19 protein-coding genes, 3 tRNA genes and 1 other RNA gene are annotated in these 25,209 nt (G+C 56.7%); 13 read left to right on the top strand and 10 right to left on the bottom strand.

The annotated features are described in order from the left end of the window. Positions 1-66: 66 nt before the first annotated feature. Both punC and cfa read left to right on the top strand, forming a co-directional pair. Entirely contained in the window at positions 67-1,269 is a 1,203-nt protein-coding gene (gene punC, locus D8B20_RS07745) for a purine nucleoside transporter PunC (protein WP_145888324.1), read from the top strand. Positions 1,270-1,580: 311 nt separating this feature from the next. Then, positions 1,581-2,729 (top strand): cyclopropane fatty acyl phospholipid synthase, encoded by a 1,149-nt coding sequence (cfa, locus tag D8B20_RS07740; protein ID WP_145888323.1) that lies wholly within the window; start codon positions 1,581-1,583, stop codon positions 2,727-2,729. Between the two features lie 51 nt (positions 2,730-2,780). Here the strand turns inward: cfa and D8B20_RS07735 are convergent, their stop codons facing one another. Further along, a complete protein-coding gene (locus D8B20_RS07735) occupies positions 2,781-3,434 on the bottom strand; it encodes a riboflavin synthase subunit alpha (RefSeq protein ID WP_145888322.1) in 654 nt (217 codons plus the stop codon). A 198-nt stretch (positions 3,435-3,632) separates the two neighbouring features. Between D8B20_RS07735 and D8B20_RS07730 the strand changes: the two genes are divergently transcribed. The 6 genes from D8B20_RS07730 (at position 3,633) to D8B20_RS07705 (ending at position 7,704) form a co-directional block, all read left to right on the top strand. Continuing rightward, positions 3,633-5,006 (top strand): MATE family efflux transporter, encoded by a 1,374-nt coding sequence (locus D8B20_RS07730; RefSeq protein ID WP_145888321.1) that lies wholly within the window; start codon positions 3,633-3,635, stop codon positions 5,004-5,006. Positions 5,007-5,159: 153 nt separating this feature from the next. Beyond that, positions 5,160-5,236: transfer RNA gene (locus tag D8B20_RS07725), tRNA-Val, on the top strand. Positions 5,237-5,240: 4 nt separating this feature from the next. Beyond that, positions 5,241-5,317, top strand: a tRNA-Val gene (locus D8B20_RS07720). 12 nt (positions 5,318-5,329) lie between these two features. Then, a tRNA-Val gene (locus tag D8B20_RS07715) sits at positions 5,330-5,406 on the top strand. A gap of 343 nt (positions 5,407-5,749) precedes the next feature. After that, a complete protein-coding gene (gene pykF, locus D8B20_RS07710) occupies positions 5,750-7,162 on the top strand; it encodes a pyruvate kinase PykF (RefSeq protein WP_145888320.1) in 1,413 nt (470 codons plus the stop codon). A gap of 305 nt (positions 7,163-7,467) precedes the next feature. Continuing rightward, entirely contained in the window at positions 7,468-7,704 is a 237-nt protein-coding gene (locus D8B20_RS07705; RefSeq protein WP_002908860.1) for a major outer membrane lipoprotein, read from the top strand. A gap of 77 nt (positions 7,705-7,781) precedes the next feature. Here the strand turns inward: D8B20_RS07705 and D8B20_RS07700 are convergent, their stop codons facing one another. From D8B20_RS07700 to sufA, 7 genes are all read right to left on the bottom strand, one after another. Next, positions 7,782-8,810, bottom strand: coding sequence for a L,D-transpeptidase family protein (locus tag D8B20_RS07700; protein ID WP_145888319.1), 1,029 nt, complete (start codon positions 8,808-8,810; stop codon positions 7,782-7,784). A gap of 61 nt (positions 8,811-8,871) precedes the next feature. Beyond that, positions 8,872-9,288 (bottom strand): cysteine desulfuration protein SufE, encoded by a 417-nt coding sequence (sufE, locus tag D8B20_RS07695; protein WP_145888318.1) that lies wholly within the window; start codon positions 9,286-9,288, stop codon positions 8,872-8,874. A gap of 20 nt (positions 9,289-9,308) precedes the next feature. Continuing rightward, on the bottom strand, positions 9,309-10,532 hold the full coding sequence (gene sufS / locus D8B20_RS07690) for a cysteine desulfurase SufS (protein ID WP_145888317.1): 1,224 nt from the start codon (positions 10,530-10,532) through the stop codon (positions 9,309-9,311). After that, complete coding sequence (gene sufD / locus D8B20_RS07685; protein WP_145888316.1) at positions 10,529-11,806, bottom strand: Fe-S cluster assembly protein SufD; 1,278 nt, start codon at positions 11,804-11,806, stop codon at positions 10,529-10,531. Before sufD ends, sufS begins: the two co-directional genes overlap by 4 nt. Then, positions 11,781-12,527 carry a Fe-S cluster assembly ATPase SufC gene (gene sufC / locus D8B20_RS07680; protein ID WP_145888315.1) on the bottom strand — a complete coding sequence of 249 codons (747 nt, stop codon included), beginning with the start codon at positions 12,525-12,527 and terminating at the stop codon, positions 11,781-11,783. Before sufC ends, sufD begins: the two co-directional genes overlap by 26 nt. A gap of 39 nt (positions 12,528-12,566) precedes the next feature. Further along, positions 12,567-14,060, bottom strand: a complete 1,494-nt coding sequence (gene sufB / locus D8B20_RS07675) for a Fe-S cluster assembly protein SufB (protein ID WP_145888314.1) — start codon at positions 14,058-14,060, stop codon at positions 12,567-12,569. 7 nt (positions 14,061-14,067) lie between these two features. Then, complete coding sequence (gene sufA / locus D8B20_RS07670) at positions 14,068-14,442, bottom strand: Fe-S cluster assembly scaffold SufA (RefSeq protein ID WP_128600291.1); 375 nt, start codon at positions 14,440-14,442, stop codon at positions 14,068-14,070. A gap of 388 nt (positions 14,443-14,830) precedes the next feature. On the opposite strand from sufA, the gene D8B20_RS07665 reads away from it, so the two are divergent. Then, positions 14,831-15,199 carry a hypothetical protein gene (locus D8B20_RS07665; protein WP_145888313.1) on the top strand — a complete coding sequence of 123 codons (369 nt, stop codon included), beginning with the start codon at positions 14,831-14,833 and terminating at the stop codon, positions 15,197-15,199. A 66-nt stretch (positions 15,200-15,265) separates the two neighbouring features. Here the strand turns inward: D8B20_RS07665 and ydiJ are convergent, their stop codons facing one another. Beyond that, positions 15,266-18,319: a D-2-hydroxyglutarate dehydrogenase YdiJ gene (ydiJ, locus tag D8B20_RS07660; RefSeq protein WP_145888312.1), complete on the bottom strand. Its 3,054-nt coding sequence runs from the start codon at positions 18,317-18,319 to the stop codon at positions 15,266-15,268. Positions 18,320-18,525: 206 nt separating this feature from the next. On the opposite strand from ydiJ, the gene ydiK reads away from it, so the two are divergent. Together ydiK and rprA are read left to right on the top strand one after the other, a co-directional pair. Next, positions 18,526-19,638 (top strand): AI-2E family transporter YdiK, encoded by a 1,113-nt coding sequence (ydiK, locus tag D8B20_RS07655; protein ID WP_145888311.1) that lies wholly within the window; start codon positions 18,526-18,528, stop codon positions 19,636-19,638. A gap of 496 nt (positions 19,639-20,134) precedes the next feature. Beyond that, positions 20,135-20,241: antisense sRNA RprA (rprA, locus tag D8B20_RS07650), an RNA gene on the top strand. A gap of 98 nt (positions 20,242-20,339) precedes the next feature. Here rprA and ppsA read toward each other — a convergent pair. Further along, positions 20,340-22,727: a phosphoenolpyruvate synthase gene (gene ppsA / locus D8B20_RS07645; protein ID WP_145888310.1), complete on the bottom strand. Its 2,388-nt coding sequence runs from the start codon at positions 22,725-22,727 to the stop codon at positions 20,340-20,342. 436 nt (positions 22,728-23,163) lie between these two features. Between ppsA and ppsR the strand changes: the two genes are divergently transcribed. Both ppsR and D8B20_RS07635 read left to right on the top strand, forming a co-directional pair. Continuing rightward, on the top strand, positions 23,164-23,997 hold the full coding sequence (gene ppsR, locus D8B20_RS07640) for a posphoenolpyruvate synthetase regulatory kinase/phosphorylase PpsR (protein ID WP_145888309.1): 834 nt from the start codon (positions 23,164-23,166) through the stop codon (positions 23,995-23,997). Between the two features lie 160 nt (positions 23,998-24,157). Further along, complete coding sequence (locus tag D8B20_RS07635; RefSeq protein ID WP_145888308.1) at positions 24,158-25,204, top strand: 3-deoxy-7-phosphoheptulonate synthase; 1,047 nt, start codon at positions 24,158-24,160, stop codon at positions 25,202-25,204. Positions 25,205-25,209: the final 5 nt, after the last annotated feature.

Raw genomic sequence — 25,209 nt, 5'->3', positions numbered from 1 at the left:
CGTTTCACAAAGCTGGCTGCACCCTTTTACACTGCCCGCCGTTCACCCTGTCGAATGAGAATCACTATGTTGTCATCAAAAGGATTTCTGCCCTATCTGGCCGTGCTGAGTATGCTTGGCTTTCTCGCCACGGATATGTATCTGCCAGCGTTTGGCGATATGCAGCGCGATTTCGCGACCGCCCCCGGTACCATCAGTGCCAGCCTCAGTGTGTTCCTGGGCGGCTTTGCCTGTGCTCAGGTATTGTGGGGTGCCCTGTCAGACCGCATTGGCCGCAAACCGGTGCTGCTGGCTGGCCTGACGCTGTTTGCCGTCAGTTGCCTCGCGATGTTGTGGGTCAGCGATGTCTGGCTGATGCTGGCGCTGCGCTTTATCCAGGCGGTTGGCGTGTGTGCGGCAGCGGTGAGCTGGCAGGCGCTGGTGGTCGATCGCTATCCGAAAGCGCAGGCCAATAAAGTGTTCGCCACGATTATGCCCCTGGTTGCGCTCTCACCGGCGCTGGCACCGCTGCTGGGTGCCTGGCTGATGAATCATTTTGACTGGCGTACGATTTTTCTGGTGCTGGCGCTGGTGACCGGCGTGCTGCTATGCGGCACGCTGCGCCTGCGCGCGCCTGCGCCGCAGCAGCGCGATCGGGGCGAGCAGCCCGGCTGGCTCACGCTGCTCGCTGCCCGGGTTTACAGCGGTAATGTGCTGATTTACTCCGCCTGTTCAGCCAGCTTTTTTGCCTGGCTGACCGGTTCCCCCTTTATCCTCGCTGCGGCGGGGCTGAGTCCGGCTGACATCGGCCTGAGCTACATTCCGCAGACCATCGCCTTCCTCGTCGGCGGCTTTGGCTGCCGCGCGCTGCTGAATCGTTTTCAGGGTGCACAGCTGCTGCCGTGGCTGCTGCTGGTTTACAGCCTGAGCATCATCAGCCTGTTCGCCGTGGCGCTGCTGCCTGCGCCACCACTGGCTGGCCTGCTGCTACCGTTCTGTGGTATGGCGCTGGCTAACGGCGCGATTTACCCGATTGTGGTTGCCAGCGCGCTGGCCCCGTTCCCACAGGCCACCGGCAAAGCGGCCGGCCTGCAGAACCTGCTGCAGCTTGGTCTCTGTTTTCTGGCCAGCCTGATTGTCTCATCCGGCCTGCAACATGCGCTGTATCACACTACACTGGTAATGGTGATCACTGTCGCACTGGCGTGGGCAGGCTATCTCTGGCAACGTACCGCTGTCGCACAAAGTGACGTTGCTGACCCTGCCCGCCCCTGCGAAGATACGCTTTGATGCAACGCTTATCGTTAGCATGATAACGATAAGCCGTTGAATATTGACCCACGTGAGCATATACTCGGTGGGTCAGCATTTCTGTAACAAATCAATAACATAATTGCCTTATTTATTCGCGACTCTGTCGCTGGGATGGCGTCTGCGCGGGCATCTTTCTGCGATGCTGTGCCGGACATTTCTGTTGAGATCTCTACCTCTGTAAAACGTCGACTATCTGGCGCACGGATCTTCCGTGAGTTCTCTCACAGGCCTGGGGAATTTGACTATTCTCTTTCTCAGGTTTAAATCGGAAAGGTGATGGAGAAGCTATGAGTTCATCGTGTATAGAAGAAGTGAGCCTTGAAGAAAACCAATGGTTTCGTATCGCCCATGAGCTGCTGGAGCGGGCAGATATCCACATCAATGGCACACGCCCCTGGGATATTCAGGTAAAACATCCGGATTTTTTTAAACGGGTCCTGCAGGAGGGATCGCTGGGCCTTGGCGAGAGTTACATGGACGGCTGGTGGGAGTGTGAGCGTCTCGACATGTTCTTCCATCGGGCGCTGAAGCATCATCTGGATAAACAGCTTCCCCACCATTTCAAAGATACCCTGCGCATCGCCGCAGCGCGCCTGACCAACCTGCAGTCGAAAAAGCGCGCCTGGATTGTGGGTAAAGAGCATTACGACCTGGGCAATGACCTGTTCGCCCTGATGCTGGATCCCTTCATGCAATACTCCTGCGGCTACTGGAAAAGCGCTGAGACGCTGGAGCAGGCGCAGCAGGCAAAACTTGATATGATTTGCCGCAAGCTGCAGCTGGCGCCGGGCATGACGCTGCTGGATATCGGCTGCGGCTGGGGCGGTCTGGCGGAGTTTGCCGCGCGCCATTACGGCGTTAAAGTGCATGGCGTCACTATTTCCGCTGAACAGCAGCGCATGGCGCAACAGCGCTGTGCCGGGCTGGACGTCACCATCCTGCTGCAGGATTATCGCGATCTGAATCAGCAGTTCGACCGCATCGTTTCAGTGGGCATGTTTGAGCACGTCGGGCCGAAAAATTACGCCACCTATTTTGACGTGGTCGATCGCAACCTGAAGCCGGACGGCCTGTTCCTGCTGCACACCATTGGTGCTATCCGGACAGATATGAATGTGGACCCGTGGATCGATAAGTATATTTTCCCCAACGGCTGCCTGCCGTCGGTGCGCCAGATTGCCGATGCCAGCGAATCGCATTTTATCATGGAAGACTGGCACAACTTCGGTGCTGACTACGACACCACGCTGATGGCCTGGCACACGCGCTTCCAGGCGGCGTGGCCGCAGCTGGCGGAAAAGTACGGCGAGCGCTTTAAACGCATGTTCACCTACTACCTCAATGCCTGCGCGGGCGCCTTTCGGGCGCGCGATATTCAGCTGTGGCAGGTGGTGTTCAGTCGCGGTACGGAAGGCGGACTGCGCGTTGCGCGCTAGTCGCAGCATTCACATGAATAAAGGCGCGGGGAGCGCCTTTTTTTATGGCGTTTATTCCGCCGCATCCGGCTGAATCTGTGACATCATCGCCGCCGCATCGCGCTGAGCCAGCACGCGCTCAACGGTATCGACAATCGCCTGGGTGTGCGGATCGATTTCGATGTTCACGCGGTGCCCCAGCTTTTTGGCGCCAAGCGTGGTGCGCTCCAGCGTTTCCGGGATCAGATGCACACAGAATTTGCTTTTTGTCACATCGCCCACCGTCAGGCTGATGCCGTCAATGCCGACAAACCCTTTGTGCAGAATATATTTCATCTGCGCGGCGTCCTGTAATTTAAACCAGATTTCACGGTTATTTTCCGACTGGATAATTTTACAGATTTCCGCCGTGGTCATAATATGGCCGGACATCAGATGGCCACCAATTTCATCGCTGAATTTCGCTGCGCGCTCAATATTCACCACATCGCCGGTGGCTAATTCACCAAGATTCGTGATGCGCAGCGTCTCTTTAATCAGATCAAAACTGACGCGATCGCCGTCGATCGCGGTGACCGTCAGGCAGCAGCCGTTATGCGCGACCGAAGCACCCAGTGCCAGACCGGGCAGCAACGCTTCCGGCAGACGCACTACGTGGGTACGAAACAGCTCTTTTTCTTCAATGGCGACAATTTCTGCTGTGCCCTGCACAATTCCCGTAAACATAATTTCAGCCTCTGCAAAGTTTGCCTCAGTTTATCACAGCTTACCTGGCGTGGCTTAATTTGCCGGCGTGCAAACTTTACACATCCGGCCCGACTAAGTGTGAACAGTGTTTGGTGGAATGCGGCGCGGCGGCTACACTATGCCGCGCATTCTTTGGGCATTTCGCCCTGTTCTCTTTATCAATAACGCAGGTGATACGTGCAGAAGTATTTAACAGAAGCGCGTCAATTGCTGGCCCTCGCGATCCCGGTCATCCTTGCTCAGGTGGCGCAGACCGCGATGGGATTTGTGGATACCATAATGGCCGGTGCGGTAAGCGCCACGGATATGGCCGCCGTTGCTGTCGGCACCTCTATCTGGCTTCCCGCCATTCTGTTTGGTCATGGTCTGCTACTGGCTTTGACGCCAACCGTTGCGCAACTCAACGGTTCCGGACGCCGCGATCGCATCGCAGAACAGGTACGCCAGGGTTACTGGCTGGCCCTGGCGGTGGCCGTGCTAATAATGCTGGTGCTGTGGAACGCCGGCTACCTGATTCACGCCATGCATGACATTGATGCGCAGCTGGCAGTCAAGGCAGAGGGATATCTGCACGCCCTGCTGTGGGGTGCCCCTGGGTATCTGTTTTTCCAGGTCGCGCGGAACCAGTGCGATGGCCTGTCCAAAACCAAACCCGCGATGCTGCTGGGATTCCTTGGGCTGCTGGTGAACATTCCGCTTAACTATGTGTTTATCTATGGCCACTTTGGCATGCCGGCGCTGGGCGGCGTCGGCTGCGGCGTTGCCACGGCATCCGTCTACTGGGTGATGTTTGTGGTGATGCGTTTCTGGCTGAAACGCATGCCGGCGATGCGCGATATCCGCATGCAGACCGGCTGGTCTGCTCCGTCCCGGGCGATTCTGACGCGTCTGTTCACGCTCGGGCTGCCGGTGGCGCTGGCGCTGTTCTTTGAAGTGACATTATTTGCCGTGGTGGCGCTGCTGGTTTCCCCGCTGGGCATCGTCAAGGTGGCCGGCCATCAGATCGCCCTGAACTTCAGCTCGCTGATGTTTGTGCTGCCGCTGTCGCTGGGCGTAGCGACCACCATTCGCGTGGGCTACCGTCTTGGTGAGGGGTCGGCTGAGCAGGCGCGCGTTGCCGCCTGGGCTGGTCAGGGCGTGGGCATCAGCATGGCGGCAATCACCGCCCTGTTCACCGTCACCTTTCGCCATGATATTGCGGCGCTGTATACCAGCAATCCGGAGGTCATTACGCTGGCAGCACAGCTGATGCTGCTGGCGGCGATCTACCAGTTCTCCGATTCAATCCAGGTCATTGGCAGCGGCATTCTGCGTGGCTATAAAGATACCCGTTCGATCTTCTTTATTACGCTGATCGCTTACTGGGTGCTGGGTTTGCCGGTGGGCTATATCCTGGCGCTGACCGACTGGGTGGTACCGGCGCTCGGGCCGGCCGGTTTCTGGTGTGGCTTTATTGTTGGCCTGACCTCTGCGGCCGTCATGATGCTGTGGCGCATCCGCCGTTTGCAGCGTTTACCGGCGCAGGTGATCCTGGCGCGCGCTGCGCGCTAAGTGGCTGAGCGGGCGTCAGTTGGTCAATAACGTCTAAAAAAACGACGCATAGCACAGTTGCTGGTCAGTCGAGGGGGAAATTCACTTTTTCCCCTTGCCAGCCACACGGCCTGCCGTTAATATTCGTCCCCGCTGTCGCCCTGACAGCGTGTTGCGCTCTTAGCTCAGTTGGTTAGAGCACCACCTTGACATGGTGGGGGTCGATGGTTCGAGTCCATTAGAGCGCACCAAAGTGCGTCCGTAGCTCAGTTGGTTAGAGCACCACCTTGACATGGTGGGGGTCGGTGGTTCGAGTCCACTCGGACGCACCAGTTTTCTGTAATGCGCTCTTAGCTCAGTTGGTTAGAGCACCACCTTGACATGGTGGGGGTCGATGGTTCGAGTCCATTAGAGCGCACCACTTCTGCTGTACTTCTCGTTGCGCAACCCCGGTTTTCTTGATCTGCATCGATTTCTTCTGCTGCTTTTATATTGGTTTTCGCATACTTAGCGACTATACTATGGCGCGTTGTTCCACCTGAAAGGTTTCAGCGCTAACGTGCCTATGACAGCAACACTCCAGATTTGCGCAACAGGGTCCAGCCGGTGCCACCGCGTACCGTACAACTTCCCTGCACGTCCAGCCTTCGTCACCTATTCTTACTTCTGTACTAGCCTAATCAGCACCAGACACATTTTTACTTCGGTGCAGCCTGCATCGAACACCGACCTTTATCATCCATCACAACTTACAGAAATCTGACATGAAAAAGACCAAGATCGTTTGTACTATCGGTCCGAAAACCGAATCCGAAGAGATGCTGACTCAACTGCTGGAAGCGGGCATGAATGTCATGCGCCTGAACTTCTCTCACGGGGATTATGCCGAACATGGTCAGCGCATCAAAAACATGCGTGCCGTCATGGAAAAAACCGGCCGTCAGGCCGCGATTCTGCTGGACACCAAAGGCCCGGAAATCCGCACCATGAAGCTGGAAGGTGGCAATGACGTTTCGCTGAAAGCCGGCCAGACCTTTACTTTCACCACCGATCAGTCCGTTATCGGTAATAACGAACGCGTTGCCGTGACCTATGCCGGTTTCACTGAAGACCTGAAAATCGGTAACACCGTGCTGGTGGACGATGGCCTGATTGGTATGCAGGTCACCGAAGTGACCGAAAACACTGTGGTGTGCCAGGTGCTTAACAATGGCGATCTGGGCGAGAACAAAGGCGTTAACCTGCCGGGCGTCTCCATTCAGCTGCCTGCACTGGCGGAAAAAGACAAACGCGACCTGATCTTCGGCTGTGAACAGGGCGTGGATTTTGTGGCGGCATCCTTTATCCGTAAGCGTTCTGACGTGCTGGAAATTCGTGAGCACCTGAAAGCGCACGGCGGCGAGCACATCCAGATCATCTCTAAAATCGAAAACCAGGAAGGCCTGAATAACTTCGACGAGATTCTTGAAGCCTCGGATGGCATCATGGTGGCGCGCGGCGATCTCGGCGTAGAGATCCCGGTTGAAGAAGTGATCTTCGCGCAGAAGATGATGATCAAGAAGTGTAATAAAGCCCGCAAAGTGGTGATCACCGCCACGCAGATGCTGGACTCGATGATCAAGAACCCGCGCCCTACCCGCGCAGAAGCCGGCGACGTGGCGAACGCCATCCTCGATGGCACCGATGCGGTGATGCTTTCCGGTGAGAGTGCGAAGGGTAAATATCCGCTGGAATCGGTCACTATCATGGCGACCATCTGTGAGCGTACTGACCGCGTGATGAAATCGCGCATTGACGAACTGAAAGATTCGCGCAAACTGCGCATCACCGAAGCTGTCTGCCGCGGTGCGGTTGAGACCGCTGAGAAACTGGAAGCGCCGCTGATTGTTGTGGCGACCGAAGGCGGGAAATCCGCGAAATCGGTCCGTAAATACTTCCCGGATGCCACCATTCTGGCACTCACCACCAACCAGACCACCGCACGTCAGCTGATCCTGACCAAAGGCGTGGAGACGCGTCTGGTGTCGGAAATTGCCTCGACCGACGACTTCTACCGCATCGGTAAAGAGATGGCGCTGGAGAGCGGTTATGCGCAGAAAGGCGATGTGGTGGTGATGGTTTCCGGTGCGCTGGTACCGAGCGGAACCACCAATACGGCCTCCGTCCACGTACTCTGATTGACGGTTGAATGTTTATTTAAAAAAGCGCCTTTAACGGCGCTTTTTTTATTCCGCGTCTGCGACACAAAGCAGAAAATTCCAATCGATAATAACTATTCAATATCCCGCCGAATTAAGGTTAATCCGATTAAATCTCTCTGTTTTCGCTAAATATTTTCATCATGTTCTGCGAAACGCTGCTTCTTTGAGCGAACGATCAAATTTAAGCATGTTCTCATCAAAAATTTATTCTCAACTTAAAAAGCTTTGTGTAATACTTGTAACGCTACATGGAGATTAACTCAATCTAGAGGGTATAAATAATGAATCGTACTAAACTGGTACTGGGCGCGGTAATCCTGGGTTCAACTCTGCTGGCTGGTTGCTCAAGCAACGCTAAAATCGACCAGCTGTCTTCAGACGTTCAGACTCTGAACGCAAAAGTTGACCAGCTGAGCAACGACGTGAACGCAATGCGTTCTGACGTTCAGGCTGCTAAAGACGACGCAGCTCGCGCTAACCAGCGTCTGGACAACCAGGCTCACTCTTACCGTAAGTAAGAGTTCTGGTTTGAAAAATGGTGCCCATGTGGCACCATTTTTTTTGTCCTGATTCTGCGCCCTCCGCTGGCCCTGAATCAGGGTTGTGCGACGGCCTGCGTCACGCCTGCCCGATCGCCCGCCGTTTCTCCTGACGGCTGCACCGGCTGCTGAAACGGCAGCGCGTTTTCATCGCTGACCGGCTCCCCGCTGCTCACCAGTACCGGCATCCCCGAGCGCCGCTCAATGGCCGCTTTGATCAGTGCCGTATCGCTCTTCGGACTCTTCATAAAGCTTTTCAGCTGTGCGGTCAGCGGGATCGGCATGGTTTGCGGATCGTCTTTCTCGGTGCGCGACAGCGGCTGATGGACTTCGATATAGCGTTTGCCGTCCGGCTCCACCGCATACTTGACAGGCTGATTTACTATCTGCACGCGGGTGCCCTTCGGCACGCTATTAAACAGCGCTTCAATGTCATCCGGACGCAGGCGGATACAGCCCGAGCTGACGCGCATGCCAATCCCGAAATCAGCATTGGTGCCATGAATCAGGTATTGTCCGGTGCCACGTGCCAGACGCAGCGCAAACAGCCCCATCGGATTATCCGGGCCTGCCGGCACCACGCCCGGCAGCGTTATGCCCTCTTTCGCGTAACGCTTGCGGATGTTCACCGTGGGCGTCCACGTCGGATTCGGGATCTTCTGGCTGATGCTGGTCACCATGCTGGGCGTCGCTGCGCCAAGCTGGCCAATCCCAATCGGGTACACCACCACGCGCTGCTCCCCTTTGGGGTAGTAATAGAGGCGGAGTTCTGCCAGATTCACCACGATACCTTCGCGTGGCGCATCCGGTAGCAGCATTTGCAGCGGCACGGTTAACTGCGTGCCGGCTTTGGGCAGCCACGGGTCAACGCCGGGGTTGGCTTCCAGCATACCAAGCAGGCCAATCTTGTAGCGCGCGGCAATGCTCTCCAGCGGGCGTTTATCATCAGGGACAGTCGTCAGCGTGTTTTCACCGATTAAACGGCTGTTATCGGCTGGCAGGGGGTATTCCGTGGCAAAGGCGGGTGCAGACAGTCCGATACAGGACAACAGCACTGCACCGGCTAAACGTAACGCGGGTCTCATGCAATTTTCTCTTTGTCGGAGGGAACAGACCCCGGTCATGCCGGGGTCTGGAGAGTGTAACTTAGCTGAGCGCCTGAGCGTTATGGCGGATTGCGCGAATCATCGCTTCCAGCCCCTGCGAACGCGAGGGGGTGAGGTGCTGGGTCAGGGCCAGCTCACCGAACCAGTGTCCTACATCAAGCGCCAGAATGTCGCTGGCTTTCAGCCCCTGATACAGGCTAAATACCACAGCAATCAAGCCCTTAACAATGGCTGCATCACTGTCGCCTTCAAAGGCGATGGTGCCGTCAGCCTGGGGCGTCATCCGGATCCAGACTTGGCTTTGACAGCCGGAAATCACGTGTTCCGGCTGGTGTAAGCTTTCAGAGGATTCTGGTAATTTTGCCCCGAGTTCAATGATGTAGAGATACTTCTCTTCCCAGTTGGCGCAACGGTTAAAGTTGCGGACCAGTTTCTCTTTATCCGGCAAATTTGCCATCCATTACTCCTGAAATCTGTTCAGCCGCCTAACAGGCGGTGAATACGCGTCAGACCGGTCGCCAGGCGATCGGCTTCCTCTTCGGTGTTATACAGCGCGAATGAGGCGCGGCACATTGCCGGTACGGCGTAATGGCGCATCAGCGGCATCGCGCAGTGATGGCCGGTGCGAATGGCGATACCGTACTGGTCGAGGAAGCTGCCCACGTCAAAGGCGTGGTGTTTGCCGAGGTTGAAGGCAATGACGCCGCTGCGCTCAGCCGGTCCGTAAATGTGGATATCCGGCACCGAGGCCAGCTTATCCAGCGCATAACGCATCAGCTGCGTTTCACGCTGGTGAATAGCGTCGAGTCCCAGCTCACTGATCCACGTCAGCGCGGCCCCCAGGCCGATGATGCCACCGGTATTCGGCGTACCGGCTTCAAAACGCCACGGCGTCGTGTTCCAGGTGGTCCCGGTCGGCAGGCTAACCTGGGCAATCATTGACCCCCCGCCTTCCCAGGGCGGCATGATCTCCTGCAGCGCCTTGCGCGCGTAAAGCACGCCAGTGCCGGTAGGACCGTAAATTTTATGTCCGGAAAAGACATAAAAATCACAGCCAATATCCTGTACATCCACTGCGTGGTGCATCACCGCCTGCGCACCGTCGATCAGCGTCAGCACGCCAGCGGCTTTCGCCTGCGCCACCAGCGCTTTAACCGGGTTCACGGTGCCCAGTACGTTGGAGACATGGGTAACCGCCAGCAGCCGGGTACGGCTGTCGATCAGCCCCGCCAGCTGTTCCGTTGCCAGCTCACCGTTATCATTCAGCGGCAGTACGCGAATTTCCGCACCGGTGCGCTCTGCCACCATCTGCCATGGCACGATGTTGGCGTGATGCTCCATTTCAGTGATGATCAGGTTATCGCCGGGCTGCAGCTGGCTGCCGCCCCAGCTATTAGCCACCAGGTTAATGCCTTCGGTCGTGCCTTTGACAAAGATAATCTCTTCGGCAGACGGCGCATTGAGAAAACGCGCCGCCTGCGCGCGCACGTTTTCCATGTCTGTGGTGGCCTGGGCACTCAGCGAGTGAATACCGCGGTGCACGGCGGCGTAGCCGTGCTGGTAGAAGTGACTTTCCGCATTGATCACGGCGAGCGGACGCTGTGCGCTGGCCGCGCTGTCGAGGTAGGCCAGCGGATGTCCGTTGACCTCACGACTCAGAATCGGAAACTCCGCTCTGACTCGTGCGGGATCAAAACTCATGACGCAACTCCGGGGAAACGGTCAGTGATACGCTGCAAGACCGCGGCGCGCAGGGTTTCATCCTCCAGCGCTTCCGTCAGTTCAGCGGCAAATGCGTGGATGATCATCTGCTGGGCAGCGTCTTCCGCGATGCCGCGTGAGCGCAGATAGAACATCTGTTCGTCATCGATACGGCCAATGGTCGCACCGTGGCTGCACTTCACATCATCCGCATAGATTTCCAGCTGTGGCTTGGTGTCCACTTCCGCCAGACGCCCCAGTAACAGGTTGTTATTGGTCATCTGTCCATCGGTTTTCAGCGCATGCTGCGCCACTTTGATGTGACCGTTGAAGACGGAGCGGCCCTTTTCGCGCGAAATGGTTTTATGCAGCTGACGGCTCAGGCAGTAGCCTTTGTTATGCTCCAGATAGCTACGGGTATCCGCAACTTCAGCCCCCACCGGCAGAACCAGACTGTTCAGCGACAGCTGGGTGTTTTCACCGTTGAGCTGAACGCTGGTGTTGTGACGCGACAGACCGGCACCCAGCAGGAAGCTGTTGCTGCTGACTTGGGCATCACGACCAATCACGATGTCGTTATGCGCAAAGTGGTAGCTGCGGCTGTCTTCAAACGCCAGCTTAATATGCTGCAGCCGGGCGTTATCCGCCACGCTGAAGGTGAAGCGCGCGCCGGTGAAGTGCGCCGTGGCATCCAGGCTGACGTAATGTTCAATCACCTGTGCTTCTGCGCTCTGCTCCAGCTCCAGATGGTGACGGTGATGCACGGTATTCAGCGCATCCGCCTTGCCACTGGTAACGTGCAGCAGATAGAGCGGACGGGCAGCCGCTTTGCCGCGCGGCAGGCGAATGGACGTCACCTCTTCTGCCAGGCTCTCTGTCAGGTGCAGAAACACTTCCGGCTGAACCGGTGCCGGCAGCGGACGACGCTCTGCGGCCCGGCTGTGCTGCACCTCAAACAGTTCGGTGTCGCGTGCGCTCAGCTCCGGCTGGAAGCGACCGTCAACAAACACCAGACGAATGGCATCCAGCGGCAGCGCCAGCTGCGCGATCTGTTCAGCGCTGACGCTGTGCGCGTCCGGCAGTACGAACTGCTGTGCCAGCAGGCTGTCCAGCGAGGTGTATTTCCAGTGCTCGTGCTTGCGCGTAGGCAGGCCGAGACGCATCAGTTGCTGCCAGTGCTGCTGCGCCTGCAGGGAACGCGCATCACCGCGCGATTCAAACAGGTGATGCCACTGCTGCAGCGCGTTATCACTCCTGGTCGGTAAGCCAGCCATAGCCTTGCTCCTCCAGCTGTTTCACCAGCGTAAAGTCGCCAGACTTCACGATTTTGCCCTGATACAGCACGTGCACGTGATCCGGCTTGATGTAATCAAGGATACGCTGATAGTGCGTGACGATGATGAACGAACGTTTGCCATCGCGCAGGCTGTTAACGCCTTCCGAGACAATCTTCAGGGCATCGATATCCAGACCGGAATCGGTTTCATCAAGGATACACAGCTCTGGCTCCAGTGCCGCCATCTGCAGAATGTCGTTACGCTTTTTTTCACCGCCGGAGAAGCCGACGTTCACGGAACGGGTCAGCAAATCTTCCGGCATTTTCAGCAGTTTGATCTTGTCTTCAATGAAGTCCTGGAAATCAAAACGATCCAGCTCTTCCTGCTCACGGTATTTGCGTACCGCGTTGACTGAAGTCTGCAGGAAAAACTGGTTGCTGACGCCCGGAATTTCAACCGGATACTGGAATGCCATGAAGATGCCTTCACCGGCACGCTCTTCCGGCTCCAGCGCCAGCAGATCTTTGCCTTTGAAGGTCACGGAACCGCCGGTGATTTCATAATCTTCACGGCCAGCCAGCGTGGCAGACAGGGTGCTTTTGCCGGAACCGTTAGGTCCCATGATGGCATGCACTTCGCCCGGCTTCACTTCAAGGTTCAGACCGCGCAAAATCTCTTTGTCTTCAACGCTAACCTGTAAATCTTTAATGCTTAACATACTCTTTCCTTCACATTGCTTCCGGCAACGCGTGTGGCATCAGCCGACACTGTGCTCAAGGCTGATGGCTAACAGTTTTTGCGCTTCCACGGCGAATTCCAGTGGCAGCTCGGAGAAAACGTCTTTACAGAAGCCATTCACGATCATGGAGATCGCATCTTCTTCGCTGATGCCGCGCTGCAGGCAGTAGAACATCTGATCTTCACCGATACGCGACGTGGTGGCTTCGTGCTCCAGCTGAGCGCTGTTGTTGCGGGTTTCGACATACGGGAACGTATGCGCACCACAATCCGGGCCAATCAGCATGGAATCGCACTGGGTAAAGTTACGTGCGTTCGTTGCCGTCGGCATAATTTTCACCAGCCCGCGGTAGGTGTTCTGGCTCTTACCGGCCGAGATCCCTTTAGAAATGATGGTCGACCGGGTGTTTTTACCAATGTGGATCATCTTGGTGCCGGTATCCGCCTGCTGACGGCCACTGGTCAGCGCCACAGAGTAAAACTCACCGACAGAATGGTCACCGCGCAGAATACAGCTTGGGTACTTCCAGGTGATGGCTGAACCGGTTTCAGACTGGGTCCACGACATCTTGCTGTGGTCACCTTCGCACAGGGCGCGCTTGGTCACGAAGTTCAGAATACCGCCTTCACCTTCGCCGCCCGGGAACCAGTTCTGAACGGTGGAGTATTTCACTTCAGCGTTCTTGTGAATGATCACTTCCACCACAGCAGCGTGCAGCTGATAGGTGTCACGCACCGGCGCGGAGCAGCCTTCGATGTAGCTGACGTAGCTGTCTTCATCGGCAATCAGGATGGTGCGTTCGAACTGACCGGTTTTGGCCGCGTTGATGCGGAAATAGGTCGACAGCTCCATCGGGCAACGCACGCCTTTCGGGATGTAGACGAAGGTACCGTCAGAGGCCACCGCCGAGTTCAGCGCCGCAAAGAAGTTATCGTTATGCGGCACAACGGTGCCCAGATACTTCTGCACCAGCTCCGGATGATCGTGAATGGCTTCGCCGAAAGAGCAGAAAATAATGCCCTGCTCTGCCAGTTTGTCACGATAGGTAGTGGAGACGGAGACGGAGTCAAAAATCGCGTCAACCGCAACTTCTTTCCCTTCGCGCACCGGTACGCCCAGCTGATTAAAGGCATCTTCGACTTCTTTCGTCAGGTATTCGCTGGACGCGACGCTGCCGGAAGCCTGAGTGGCACCCGGTTCGGAGGCGCAGCTGTCGTCGCAGTTACCGCAGGATGGCGCAGAGTAGTAACTGTAATCCTGATAATCGAGCTTGTCGTAATGCGCTTTCAGCCAGTGTGGCTCTTCCATCTCCAGCCAGGCACGGAAGGCCTTGAGGCGGAATTCCAGCATCCACTCCGGTTCGTTACGTTTGGCCGAAATGGCGCGCACCACATCTTCATTGATGCCGTGTGCCAGTTCGTCGGTTTGCAGCTGGGTGAAGAAGCCTTCTTTGTAGTTCAGGCTGCCTTCCCAGGTTTGTACATCGTCAGATGCTTCGCTGTGTCGTGACATATTTCACTTACTCGACGCCAAAGCTTTCACCGCACCCGCAGGCGTGCTGAGCTTTAGGGTTGTTGAATTTAAAAATCTGGTTCAGGCCTTCACGGACATAGTCCAGTTCGGTACCGTCAACAAACGGCATCGCCTGAAGCGGCACAAACAGTTTTGCGCCGAATTGCTCAAACTGCAGGTCGTCATCGGCTGGCTCTTTTACCAGATCCATGACATAACCAAAGCCGGCACAGCCGGACTGTTTCACGCCCAGTTTCAGGCCCTTTACTTCCGGGTCCTGTTCCACCAGGCTGAGAATCTGTTTTGCCGCTGACTCGGTCAGCGTGAGCCCTTTCCAGACGAAATCATCGGGTGAAAAAGACGCTGCATTTACTGATGACATAGTGTTACCTCGTAAGTCTGGGCCTTTTCAGGCTATCCCCCTATGGTAGTGATATCAGATATCACTTCAACCTCTTGTTTTGCAGGGATAATCATCTCGTGCTGTTTTTGACCGCTGCTTTATTAAGCATAGTCACTCCACACCATCCTGTAAGGGCGAATCTGTTCCCGGCGTCGCCGGCGTAACCTGTTAAAAAACCGTAAAATTCTCAAATACCACTTTACGTTTTTATGCTGATTGATAGGTTACGCCTTTCTATGATGTAAAGAGATTGTTATTGCCGATTTAAGTAACAGGCATAAGAAATCAATTAATTTCACAGCGGGAATTGCATTCCTGACGCGGTTTAATATGATAATGATTATCATTAACCCATTAAGGTGGCGATATGACGCTGTCCGTTCCGGCCTGGCTGCAACAGAAAATCGACGAATATCGCTTTGCATTGCGCGATAGCACCGTCGACTTCTATCTGGCTCAGGCAAAGCTTAACCGCGCCGACTGCTCCATTGAGCAGCTGCGCCGCTTTAATGACACCTGCCTCGATATGGCCGAACTCTGCCAGCTGAACGGCGACGATCACAGCTATCTGCATGCGCTGGGCAAGCTCCATCACCGTCTGGTACAGGAGATGGGCAACGCCGATCGCGACCGTTTGTTCCGGATTCAGGCTTACCAGCTGGCGCGCCTGTCGCTGACCCGTTTGTGTCATCAACTGGCGCTCAGCGGCGACTGGGCACAGGCAACGCGCCTGTAGAGCGATTTTGTCCGTCACGCCGGCTGGATATTCTAATCCAGCTTTGTGACGGCTCCTACAATTTGTTTACATCAATTCCAGCAGCGCCTGCAGCGGGTGGCGCATGCCGTTACCTTCGGCGCGTTTAACCTGACTGCGGCAGGAGAACCCGGTCGCCAGACAGCGCTGACGCGGTAATTTCTGCATCTGCGGATGCCAGGAGAGCGCATAAATGCCCAGCGAATTCTCCAGATTTTGCCGTTCATGACCGTAAGTGCCAGCCATGCCGCAACAGCCGACATTGATATTTTCCAGCTTCGCGCCAAAGCGGGCAAAAATAGTCTGCCACTGGGCCGGGGTGGCCGGCAGTGCCGTCACCTCCGTGCAGTGAGCAAACAGATACCAGGCTTCACCGCTGGCGATTTCCACTGGCCGATCCGCCAGCACCTGCTGCAGCCACTCATGCACCAGCAGCACCTTAAAATCGCCGCGCTGCTCGCCCAGTACCTGCTGATACTCGTCGCGATAGCAGAGCACCGTGGCGGGATCGACGCCAACCAGCGGCATCCCCAGCCGGGCCACGCGGTTGAGCATGTCCGCCGTTTTGCGGGCGGTGCGCGCAAAACGCTGCAGGAAACCTTTAACATGCTGTGCCTTGCCGTTCGGTGAGAACGGCAGCAGCACCGGCCGGTATCCCAGCTTCTCAATCAGCCGGATAAAATCCGTCACCAGCTGCGCTTCGTAGTAGCTGGTAAAGGGATCCTGCACCACCAGCACACAACGCTCGCGCTGCGCGCTGTCCAGCGCTTCCAGCTGCTCCAGCGTCAGGCTCATCGCCGCATGGCCGCTCAGCTGCTGACGCAGACTGGGCGATGAGAGCAACGGCAGATCGACCATGCCGATGTGGTTTTTACTGAATTCCCGCATCCACGGCTGCTTAAGGAAGAAGTTAAATGCCCGCGGCGCTCTGGCCATCAGCGGCGCATAACTCTCCACCGCCGCCACCAGGTGGTCACTTACCGGTCGCAGATAACGGGTGTGGTAGAGCTGCAAAAAGCGGGCGCGAAAATCCGGTACATCAATTTTGATCGGGCACTGCGTTGAACAGGCTTTGCAGGCCAGACAGCCGGACATCGCTTCTTTCACTTCGTGAGAAAAATCGTATTCGCCCTGCCTGGCATGCCAGGAATTACGGGTACGGCTGATCAGCGTCCGCAGGCTGGCGCGCTGTTCCGGCAGCGCGTTTTCCAGCTGTGAGGGATCAACGCCCTGCTCCGCCAGCAGCCGCAGCCACTCGCGCGTCAGGGTTGCCCGCCCTTTGGGTGAGTGGATCCGGTTACGGGTAATCTTCATCGACGGGCACATCGGACTGCGGGCATCAAAGTTAAAGCACAGTCCGTTTCCATTACACTCCATCGCGCCGCGCCAGTCATTACGCACCGTGAGCGGGATCTGACGATCCCAGGTTCCCCGTTTCACCGCATCGACCTGCATCATGGGTTCATTGCTGCCCAGTGGCGTACAGATTTTCCCGGGGTTCATGCGGTTATCCGGATCGAACGCGGCTTTGATGCGTCGCAGCTCGGTGAAGAGCGTTTCGCCAAAAAAGTCCGGGCTGTATTGTGCGCGGAAACCTTTGCCGTGCTCTCCCCACAGCAGACCGCCGTAGCGCGCAGTCAGCGCCACCACTTCGTCGGAGAGCGTCTTCATCAGCATCTCCTGCTGAGGGTCGCACATATCCAGCGCCGGGCGCACGTGCAGCACGCCGGCATCGACATGACCAAACATGCCGTAACTCAGTCCGTGGCTGTCGAGCAGCGCGCGGAACGCGACAATGTAATCCGCCAGCTGCTCCGGCGGCACGGCGGTATCCTCAACGAACGGAATCGGTTTGGCGCGCCCTTTGGCATTGCCCAGCAACCCCACCGCTTTTTTGCGCATGTTATAGATACGCTCGATTCCGGCTAAATCGTTGCACAGCTGGTAGCCAATTACGCCCCCCTGCTGCTGCGCCATCAGTTCATCCAGCCGGCTGCACAGAGCACTGACCTGCTGCTCGATCAGCGCAGCGTTGTCGCCCGCGAACTCAACAATATTCAGCCCCTGCATCTCTTTATCCGGCACATCGGCAATCAGCTCTTTCACGGAGTGCCAGACGATGTCTTCGCGTGCCAGGTTAAGCACTTTGGAATCGACCGTTTCCACTGACAGCGCCTGCGCCTCCACCATAAAGGGCGCGTTGCGCAGTGCGGAATCAAAGGAGTCATATTTAATATTGACCAGCCGCCGCACCTGCGGGATGGGCGTAATATCGAGACGTGCCTCGGTAATAAAGGCCAGTGTGCCTTCAGCGCCGCACAGCAGTCGCGTCAGGTCAAAGATTTGCATATCGTCACTGAAGACGTGGCGCAGATCATAACCGGTGAGGAAGCGGTTCAGCCGGGGAAACTTTTCCAGAATCACATCGCGCTGTGCCCGGCAGCGATCGATCACTTCGCGGTAAATGCGCCCTTCTGGCGTTGGCGTCGCGGCCAGCTGTTCGGCCAGCCCCACCGGCATGGCGCGGGTATCCAGAATGTCGCCGCCCAGCAGGACCGCACGCAGGCCCTCTACGTGATCGGAGGTTTTGCCATACACCAGCGACCCCTGACCCGAGGCATCCGTATTGATCATGCCGCCGAGCGTCGCGCGATTGCTGGTTGAGAGCTCCGGCGAGAAAAAGAAACCGTAGGGCTTGAGCCACGCGTTAAGCTGATCTTTAACCACACCCGCTTCGACCCGCACCCAGCGCTGTTCCGTATTGATTTCCAGGATGCGATTCATGTAGCGCGACATGTCGACCACAATGCCCTGATTAAGCGACTGGCCATTGGTGCCGGTGCCGCCGCCGCGTGGTGTAAAGACCAGCGTTTTAAACCGCGCTTCGCCTGCCAGGCGGGCAATCAGCGCCACATCGGCGGTGGAACGCGGAAACAGCGCAGCGTCAGGCAGCAGCTGGTAAATACTGTTGTCCGTGGACAGCGAAAGGCGATCGGCATAGCTGGTGGCGGTATCGCCGGTAAAACCCTGTTCTTTCAGGGCCTGCAGGAATGTCAGCACCAGCTGAACGAGGCCGGGTGCCTGAGAAATCTGTGGGATCATTATTTCGTGACCGGGATGTTGTAAACGTTTGCGTGGTTAAGTTTTTTCAGTCACTGGTTTTATCATATTTTTTTCACGCCCGCTGTTTTTTCCGGAAAGCGCCGCGGCGGCGCGGCTTTTTTCTGTTTAATTTTCAGGAAATAGATCATCATGAGCCCGGCGTTCTCCGCCGCTTCACGAAGGATTATTTGAGGTTAAACGTCGTTATGAAAAACCTGCAACGCGGTATGGACTTACCGCAGATTCTGTTTTCGCTGATGTTCATTCTGCTGATGATCATCGCCTGTCTCTGGGTGGTTCAGCCGTTTATTCTCGGCTTTGCCTGGGCCAGCATGGTGGTCATCGCCACCTGGCCGTTGATGATTCGCCTGCAGCACCTGCTGTGGGGCCGCCGCTCTCTGGCCGTCGTCGCCATGACCTTTTTGCTGCTGCTGCTGTTTATCATTCCGATTGCGCTGCTGGTCAGCAGCCTGATTGACAACAGCGCACCGGTGATTGCCTGGGCCACGCAGCGGCATCTGGTGCTGCCCGATCTGGCCTGGCTGCATGATATTCCGTACGTGGGCGGTAAGCTTTATCTCAATTATCACAAACTGGTGGATGGCGGCGGCTCAGCCATTATGCGCCAGGTTCAGCCCTATATCGGGCGTACCACCGGCTTCTTTGTTGCTCAGGCCGGCCATTTTGGCCGCTTTATGCTGCATCTCGGCCTGATGCTGCTGTTCAGCGTGTTGCTTTACTGGCGCGGTGAGCAGGTAGGACAAGGCATTCGTCACTTTGCTTACCGGATGGGCGGACCGCGCGGCGACGCGGCCGTGCTGCTGGCCGGGCAGGCAATCCGTGCGGTGGCGCTCGGCGTGGTTGTGACCGCGCTGGTGCAGGGCGTGCTGGGCGGCATTGGCCTGGCGATTTCCGGCATCCCTTACGCCACGCTGTTAACCGTGCTGATGATTCTGACCTGCCTGGTGCAGCTGGGGCCCCTGATCGTGCTGGTGCCGGCTATCATCTGGCTCTACTGGAGCGGAGATACCACCTGGGGAACCGTGCTGCTGATCTGGAGCTGTGTGGTGGGCACGCTGGATAACGTGCTGCGCCCGGTGCTGATTCGCATGGGCGCCGATCTGCCAATGATCCTGATTTTATCCGGCGTTATCGGCGGGCTGATTGCCTTTGGCATGATTGGCTTGTTTATCGGGCCGGTGGTGCTGGCGGTGTCGTACCGGCTGGTATCGGTATGGATGCATGAAGCGCCCGCCCCTGATGACGATCCGGAAACGGCCATTGAAGCCTTAACCGAACACGAAGAAGAACTGCCCTGACGTGCCTGGCGCGCGGCGTGGCCGGCAACGCTGCGCGCTAAGTTAAACGTCAGCAGAGCGTGGAGCTTTCTGTCCCGGAACCGGTGTCTTCCCGGCGAGGCCGCCGGTAGAGGCTGCCAGCGCAGCCGGTGTTACAGTGGCGCATCACTTATCAGTGAGAGCGCGTCGCAAGGCACGTTTATCGCTGGCGTTGCCGCCCCATCCCGTCATAACAGCCTCTGCGCTTCTGCTTTAGCGTGCGCCCATACTTTACGCTGGCTAAACCTCATTAACCCGGCGACGGCGAATTCCGGCCTGCAGCGGTTTTTTTCATTAATGATTTTTAAGAAAAAACGCACTTTTCGCCGCTTTGCGCTGTTTTCACCGTTCGAATGATTATTTTTCGCACTGGATTTTGCGTGCGAAGGGGGTAAAAAGGCCACAAAAGATTATCAACTTTAAACTAATAAGAGGATTCTTAAAGACGCAGGCGGCGGCGATGAATAACATGTTGCGTATGTTTTGAATCAACCTACTGATTTTTAATCACCCTTTTCCCCTGAGTAAAGTGAAGAATTGCTGTGTGTAGTCTTTGCCCATCCCCTGTGATGGGCTTTTTTTTGCCTGCAATTCAGTAAAACAGAAGGCCAGCAGTGCTGGCCTTCATGGTTTTTAGCCGTAACGCGTCCGGATTGTCCCGAACGCGCTATTTCACGGATAAATCAGGCTTTTGCGCCATCCAGCTCCGCCAGGCTCAGCCAGGTTTCCACCACGGTATCCGGATTAAGCGACAGGCTGTCAATGCCCTGCTCCATCAGCCAGGCAGCAAAATCCTGATGATCTGACGGCCCCTGTCCGCAGATGCCGACATATTTGCCCTGCTTCTTCGCCGCCTGAATGGACATCGACAGCAACGCTTTCACCGCGTCGTTGCGCTCGTCAAACAACGCGGAGACCACGCCGGAATCGCGATCCAGCCCCAGCGCCAGCTGCGTCATATCGTTGGAGCCAATCGAGAAGCCGTCGAAATGCTGCAGGAATTGCTCTGCCAGCAAGGCGTTAGAGGGGATTTCGCACATCATAATCACCTTCAGCCCGTTTTCACCGCGCTTCAGGCCTTGTTTCGCCAGCTCGGCCACCACGGCTTCCGCCTGGTCCACGGTACGGACAAACGGCACCATGATCTCGACGTTGGTCAGCCCCATTTCGTTACGCACGCGCTTCACCGCTTCACACTCCAGCGCGAAGCAGTCGCGGAAGCTATCCGCCACGTAACGGCCCGCGCCGCGGAAGCCGAGCATCGGGTTCTCTTCTTCCGGCTCATAACGCTCGCCGCCCACCAGGTTAGCATATTCGTTTGATTTGAAATCAGAGAGACGCACAATCACCCGCTTCGGGGCGAAGGCTGCGCCCAGCGTGGCAATCCCTTCCGTCAGGCGGGCAATGTAGAACTCGACCGGATCGTCAAAGCCTTTCATCATCTGGCGGATCTGCGCCTGCAGCTCTGGCGTCTGCTGCTCAAACTCCAGCAGCGCTTTCGGGTGCACGCCGATCATGCGGTTAATTATGAACTCCAGCCGCGCAAGCCCGACGCCTTCATTGGGCAGGCAGGCAAAATCAAAAGCGCGGTCCGGGTTGCCCACGTTCATCATAATTTTCAGGGGCAAATCCGGCATGGTATCCACCCGGGAGCTGGTCACTTCAAAATCTAGCAGGTCATTATAGACGTAGCCGGTATCGCCTTCGGCACAGGACACCGTCACCTTGTGACCATCCTGCAGGTGCTCGGTTGCATCCCCGCAGCCCACCACTGCCGGAATGCCCAGCTCACGGGCGATGATCGCCGCATGGCAGGTCCGGCCGCCGCGATTGGTGACAATCGCCGAGGCTTTCTTCATGATCGGTTCCCAGTCCGGGTCAGTCATATCGGTGACCAGCACATCGCCTTTCTCAATGCGGTGCATTTCACTGATATCGTGGATGACCTTGACCTCACCCGCGCCGATACGGTGGCCAATCGCCCGGCCCTCCACCAGCACCTGGCCTTTGCCCTGCAGGTTATAGCGTTCCATCACCTGACCATTCGAGCGCACCGTTTCCGGACGCGCCTGGACGATAAATAGCTTGCCGGTGTGACCATCTTTGGCCCACTCAATGTCCATCGGGCGCTGGTAATGCTGCTCAATCAGCACCGCCTGGCGCGCCAGATCCTGCACTTCCTCATCCGTCAGACTAAAGCGATCGCGCGCCGCCTGATCAACATCCTCAATGCGCACCTGTTCGCCATGCGCCTGCGAATCGGCGTATACCATGCGAATTTTTTTCGAGCCCATCGTACGGCGCACAATTGCCGGCCGGCCGGCTGCCAGCGTCGGCTTGTGGACATAAAACTCGTCCGGGTTGACCGCGCCCTGCACCACCATCTCACCCAAGCCGTACGCCGAAGTGATAAAGACCACCTGATCGAAGCCGGATTCCGTATCAATGGTGAACATGACACCCGAGGAGGCGAGATCGGACCGCACCATACGCTGAATACCCGCCGACAGCGCTACGCCACGGTGGTCGTAGCCCTGATGCACACGGTAGGAAATGGCGCGATCGTTAAATAACGAGGCGAAAACGTGCTTCACGGCAATCAATACCGCATCAAAGCCCTGCACGTTCAGGAAAGTCTCCTGCTGACCGGCAAAGGAGGCATCCGGCATATCTTCCGCAGTCGCGGAAGAGCGCACCGCAAAAGAGGCATCGGCGTCATCAGCAGAGAGCTGCTCATACGCTGTGCGAATCGCCTCTTCCAGCGCAGGCTGGAACGGCGTGTCCACGACCCATTGACGAATCTGTTTGCCCGCCTGCGCCAGCGCGGCAACGTCATCAATATCCGTTTCATCCAGCAGGGCATAAATACGCTGGTTCAGTCCGCTTTGATCGAGAAACTGATTGAAGGCGTAAGATGTGGTCGCATAGCCGTTCGGCACGGACACACCCAGCGACGACAAATTGGTAATCATTTCTCCCAGGGACGCATTTTTGCCCCCCACCCGATCAACATCATGCATGCCAAGCTGGTTGTACCAGAGCACTAAGGACTGTTGGTCTAGATTGGACATTGAGATTATCCTTTTAAATGATTAAAGCACATGGAACATGTTGCTATTCGCCAGACCAGCCTGGCACAACCACTAAATAAACTCTAAGTGTTGAATCGTTAAAGCAGAAAAAGAAATCAAAATTCGGACTACTCCCGGTAAATGATCATGTTGCGCAACATGCTAATTTTCGCGCAGCGCCTTGCCTGCCTGATACCATCCTGTTTTCAGTGATTTATCGCCCTTTTTTGTTGCGCAACTGTTCGCAGACTTATTTCGCAGCCATGATTAAAAAGGAGAGGAATTAACACTTTTCCCGTGAGGATTTCATCTAATATGGAATTTGCGGTGCGGCAGAAAATTCCGTACCGCTTCGCTCAATATGGATAATTCATTTTGTTATGAATTAAAATGAAATACTGTTATTAATTATTGCCCTGCGACGAAGAGGAAACAGATACGGATGAGCACCGAACGTAGCGTGTTTTATATCTCTGACGGAACGGCCATTACCGCAGAAGTGCTGGGCCATGCGGTGTTATCTCAGTTTCCGGTCAGTACCCACAGCGTGACGCTGCCCTTTGTGGAGAACGTGCAGCGCGCACAGGCGGTAAAAGCGCAGATTAACGCCCTGTATCAGCAGAGCGGTGTGCGCCCGCTGGTCTTTTTCTCAATTGTGACGCCCGAGGTGCGCGACATCATTCTGGAGAGCGACGGCTTTTGTCAGGATATCGTGCAGGCGCTGGTGGCGCCGTTACAAAGTGAGCTCGGCGTCGCGTCGATGCCGGTCGCCCACCGCACCCACGGCCTGACCGCCAGCAATCTGGGGAAATACGATGCGCGTATTGCCGCCATTGACTATACGCTGGCGCACGATGACGGCATCTCGCTGCGCGGGCTGGAAGATGCGCAGGTGATTCTGCTGGGCGTGTCGCGCTGCGGTAAAACCCCCACCAGCCTCTATCTTGCCATGCAGTTTGGCGTGCGCGCCGCAAACTACCCGTTTATTGCCGACGATATGGACAACCTGAAGCTGCCGCCCGCCCTGCGCGCGCACCAGCATAAGCTGTTTGGCCTGACAATCGATCCGGAGCGTCTCGCCGCTATCCGCCAGGAGCGGGCAGAGAATACCCGCTATGCTTCGCTGCGACAGTGCCGGCTGGAGGTCGGTGAAGTGGAAGCGCTGTTCCGCCAGCATCAGATTCGCTACCTCAACAGCACCAACTATTCGGTGGAAGAGATCGCCACCAAGATCCTCGACATCATGGGGCTGCAGCGCAGCATGTATTAAGGCGAAACTGCCGCAGCCGGCGATCGCGTAAAGCCCGGCTGCCGGCAGATTTTTATACCCGTTTGATTTCGCTGGTTGAATTCGCAGACCAATGGTTTATTGTGACCCTCATCACTTCCCGGTATTTCACCGTTGCGAAGAACAGCTTTGAGAATCCCCCATGAACAAAACCGATGAACTGCGTACGGCACGCATCGGCAGCCTGCTGACCCCGGCTGCCCTTGCGCAACAACATTCTGTTTCGGCGGACGTGGCCGCCAGCGTGACGGCCGCGCGCCAGCGTATTGCGCGCATCCTGACCGGTGAAGATCCCCGCCTGCTGGTGATCATTGGCCCCTGCTCGCTGCACGATCCGAAAGCCGCGCTGGAATACGCCGCCCGCCTGAATGCGCTGCGCACGCAGTATCAGGACCGCCTGGAAATCGTCATGCGCGCCTATTTTGAAAAACCGCGTACCGTGGTGGGCTGGAAAGGATTGATCTCCGATCCGGATCTGGACGGCAGCTTTGACGTAAACCGCGGCATCGCCATTGCCCGCAAGCTGCTGCTGGATATCAACGCGCTGGGTCTGCCCACCGCCACGGAGTTCCTTGATATGGTGATCGGCCAGTTTATTGCTGACCTGATCAGCTGGGGAGCCATTGGCGCACGCACCACCGAAAGTCAGATTCACCGTGAAATGGCCTCGGCGCTCTCCTGTCCGGTCGGCTTCAAAAACGGCACCGACGGTAACGTACAGATTGCGGTCGATGCCATTCGCGCCTCGCGCGCCAGCCATATGTTCCTGTCTCCGGACAAAAACGGCCAGATGACCATTTATCAGACCAGCGGCAACCCGCACGGACATGTGATTTTACGCGGCGGACGTCAGCCCAATTACCATGCTGAAGACGTGGCGGCGGCCGCCGCCAGCCTGCGCGAGTTCAACCTGCCGGAGCAGCTGGTGATCGACTTCAGCCACGGTAACTGCCTGAAGCAGCACCGCCGCCAGCGTGACGTTGCGGACGATGTCGCCGGGCAGATCCGCGCCGGTTCACGGGCGATTGCCGGCGTGATGATTGAGAGCTTCCTGGAGGAAGGTCAGCAGAAGGTCGTCAGCGGCCAGCCGCTGACCTACGGCCAGTCCATCACCGATCCGTGTCTTGGCTGGGAAGACAGCGCCGCAGTGCTGGCGACGCTGGCGGCCGCCGTTGACAGCCGCTTCTGAGTGCT

The sequence above is a fragment of the Candidatus Pantoea soli genome (assembly GCF_007833795.1).
Lineage (GTDB): Bacteria > Pseudomonadota > Gammaproteobacteria > Enterobacterales > Enterobacteriaceae > Pantoea > Pantoea soli.
This window is presented reverse-complemented; position numbering and strand designations above follow the sequence as displayed.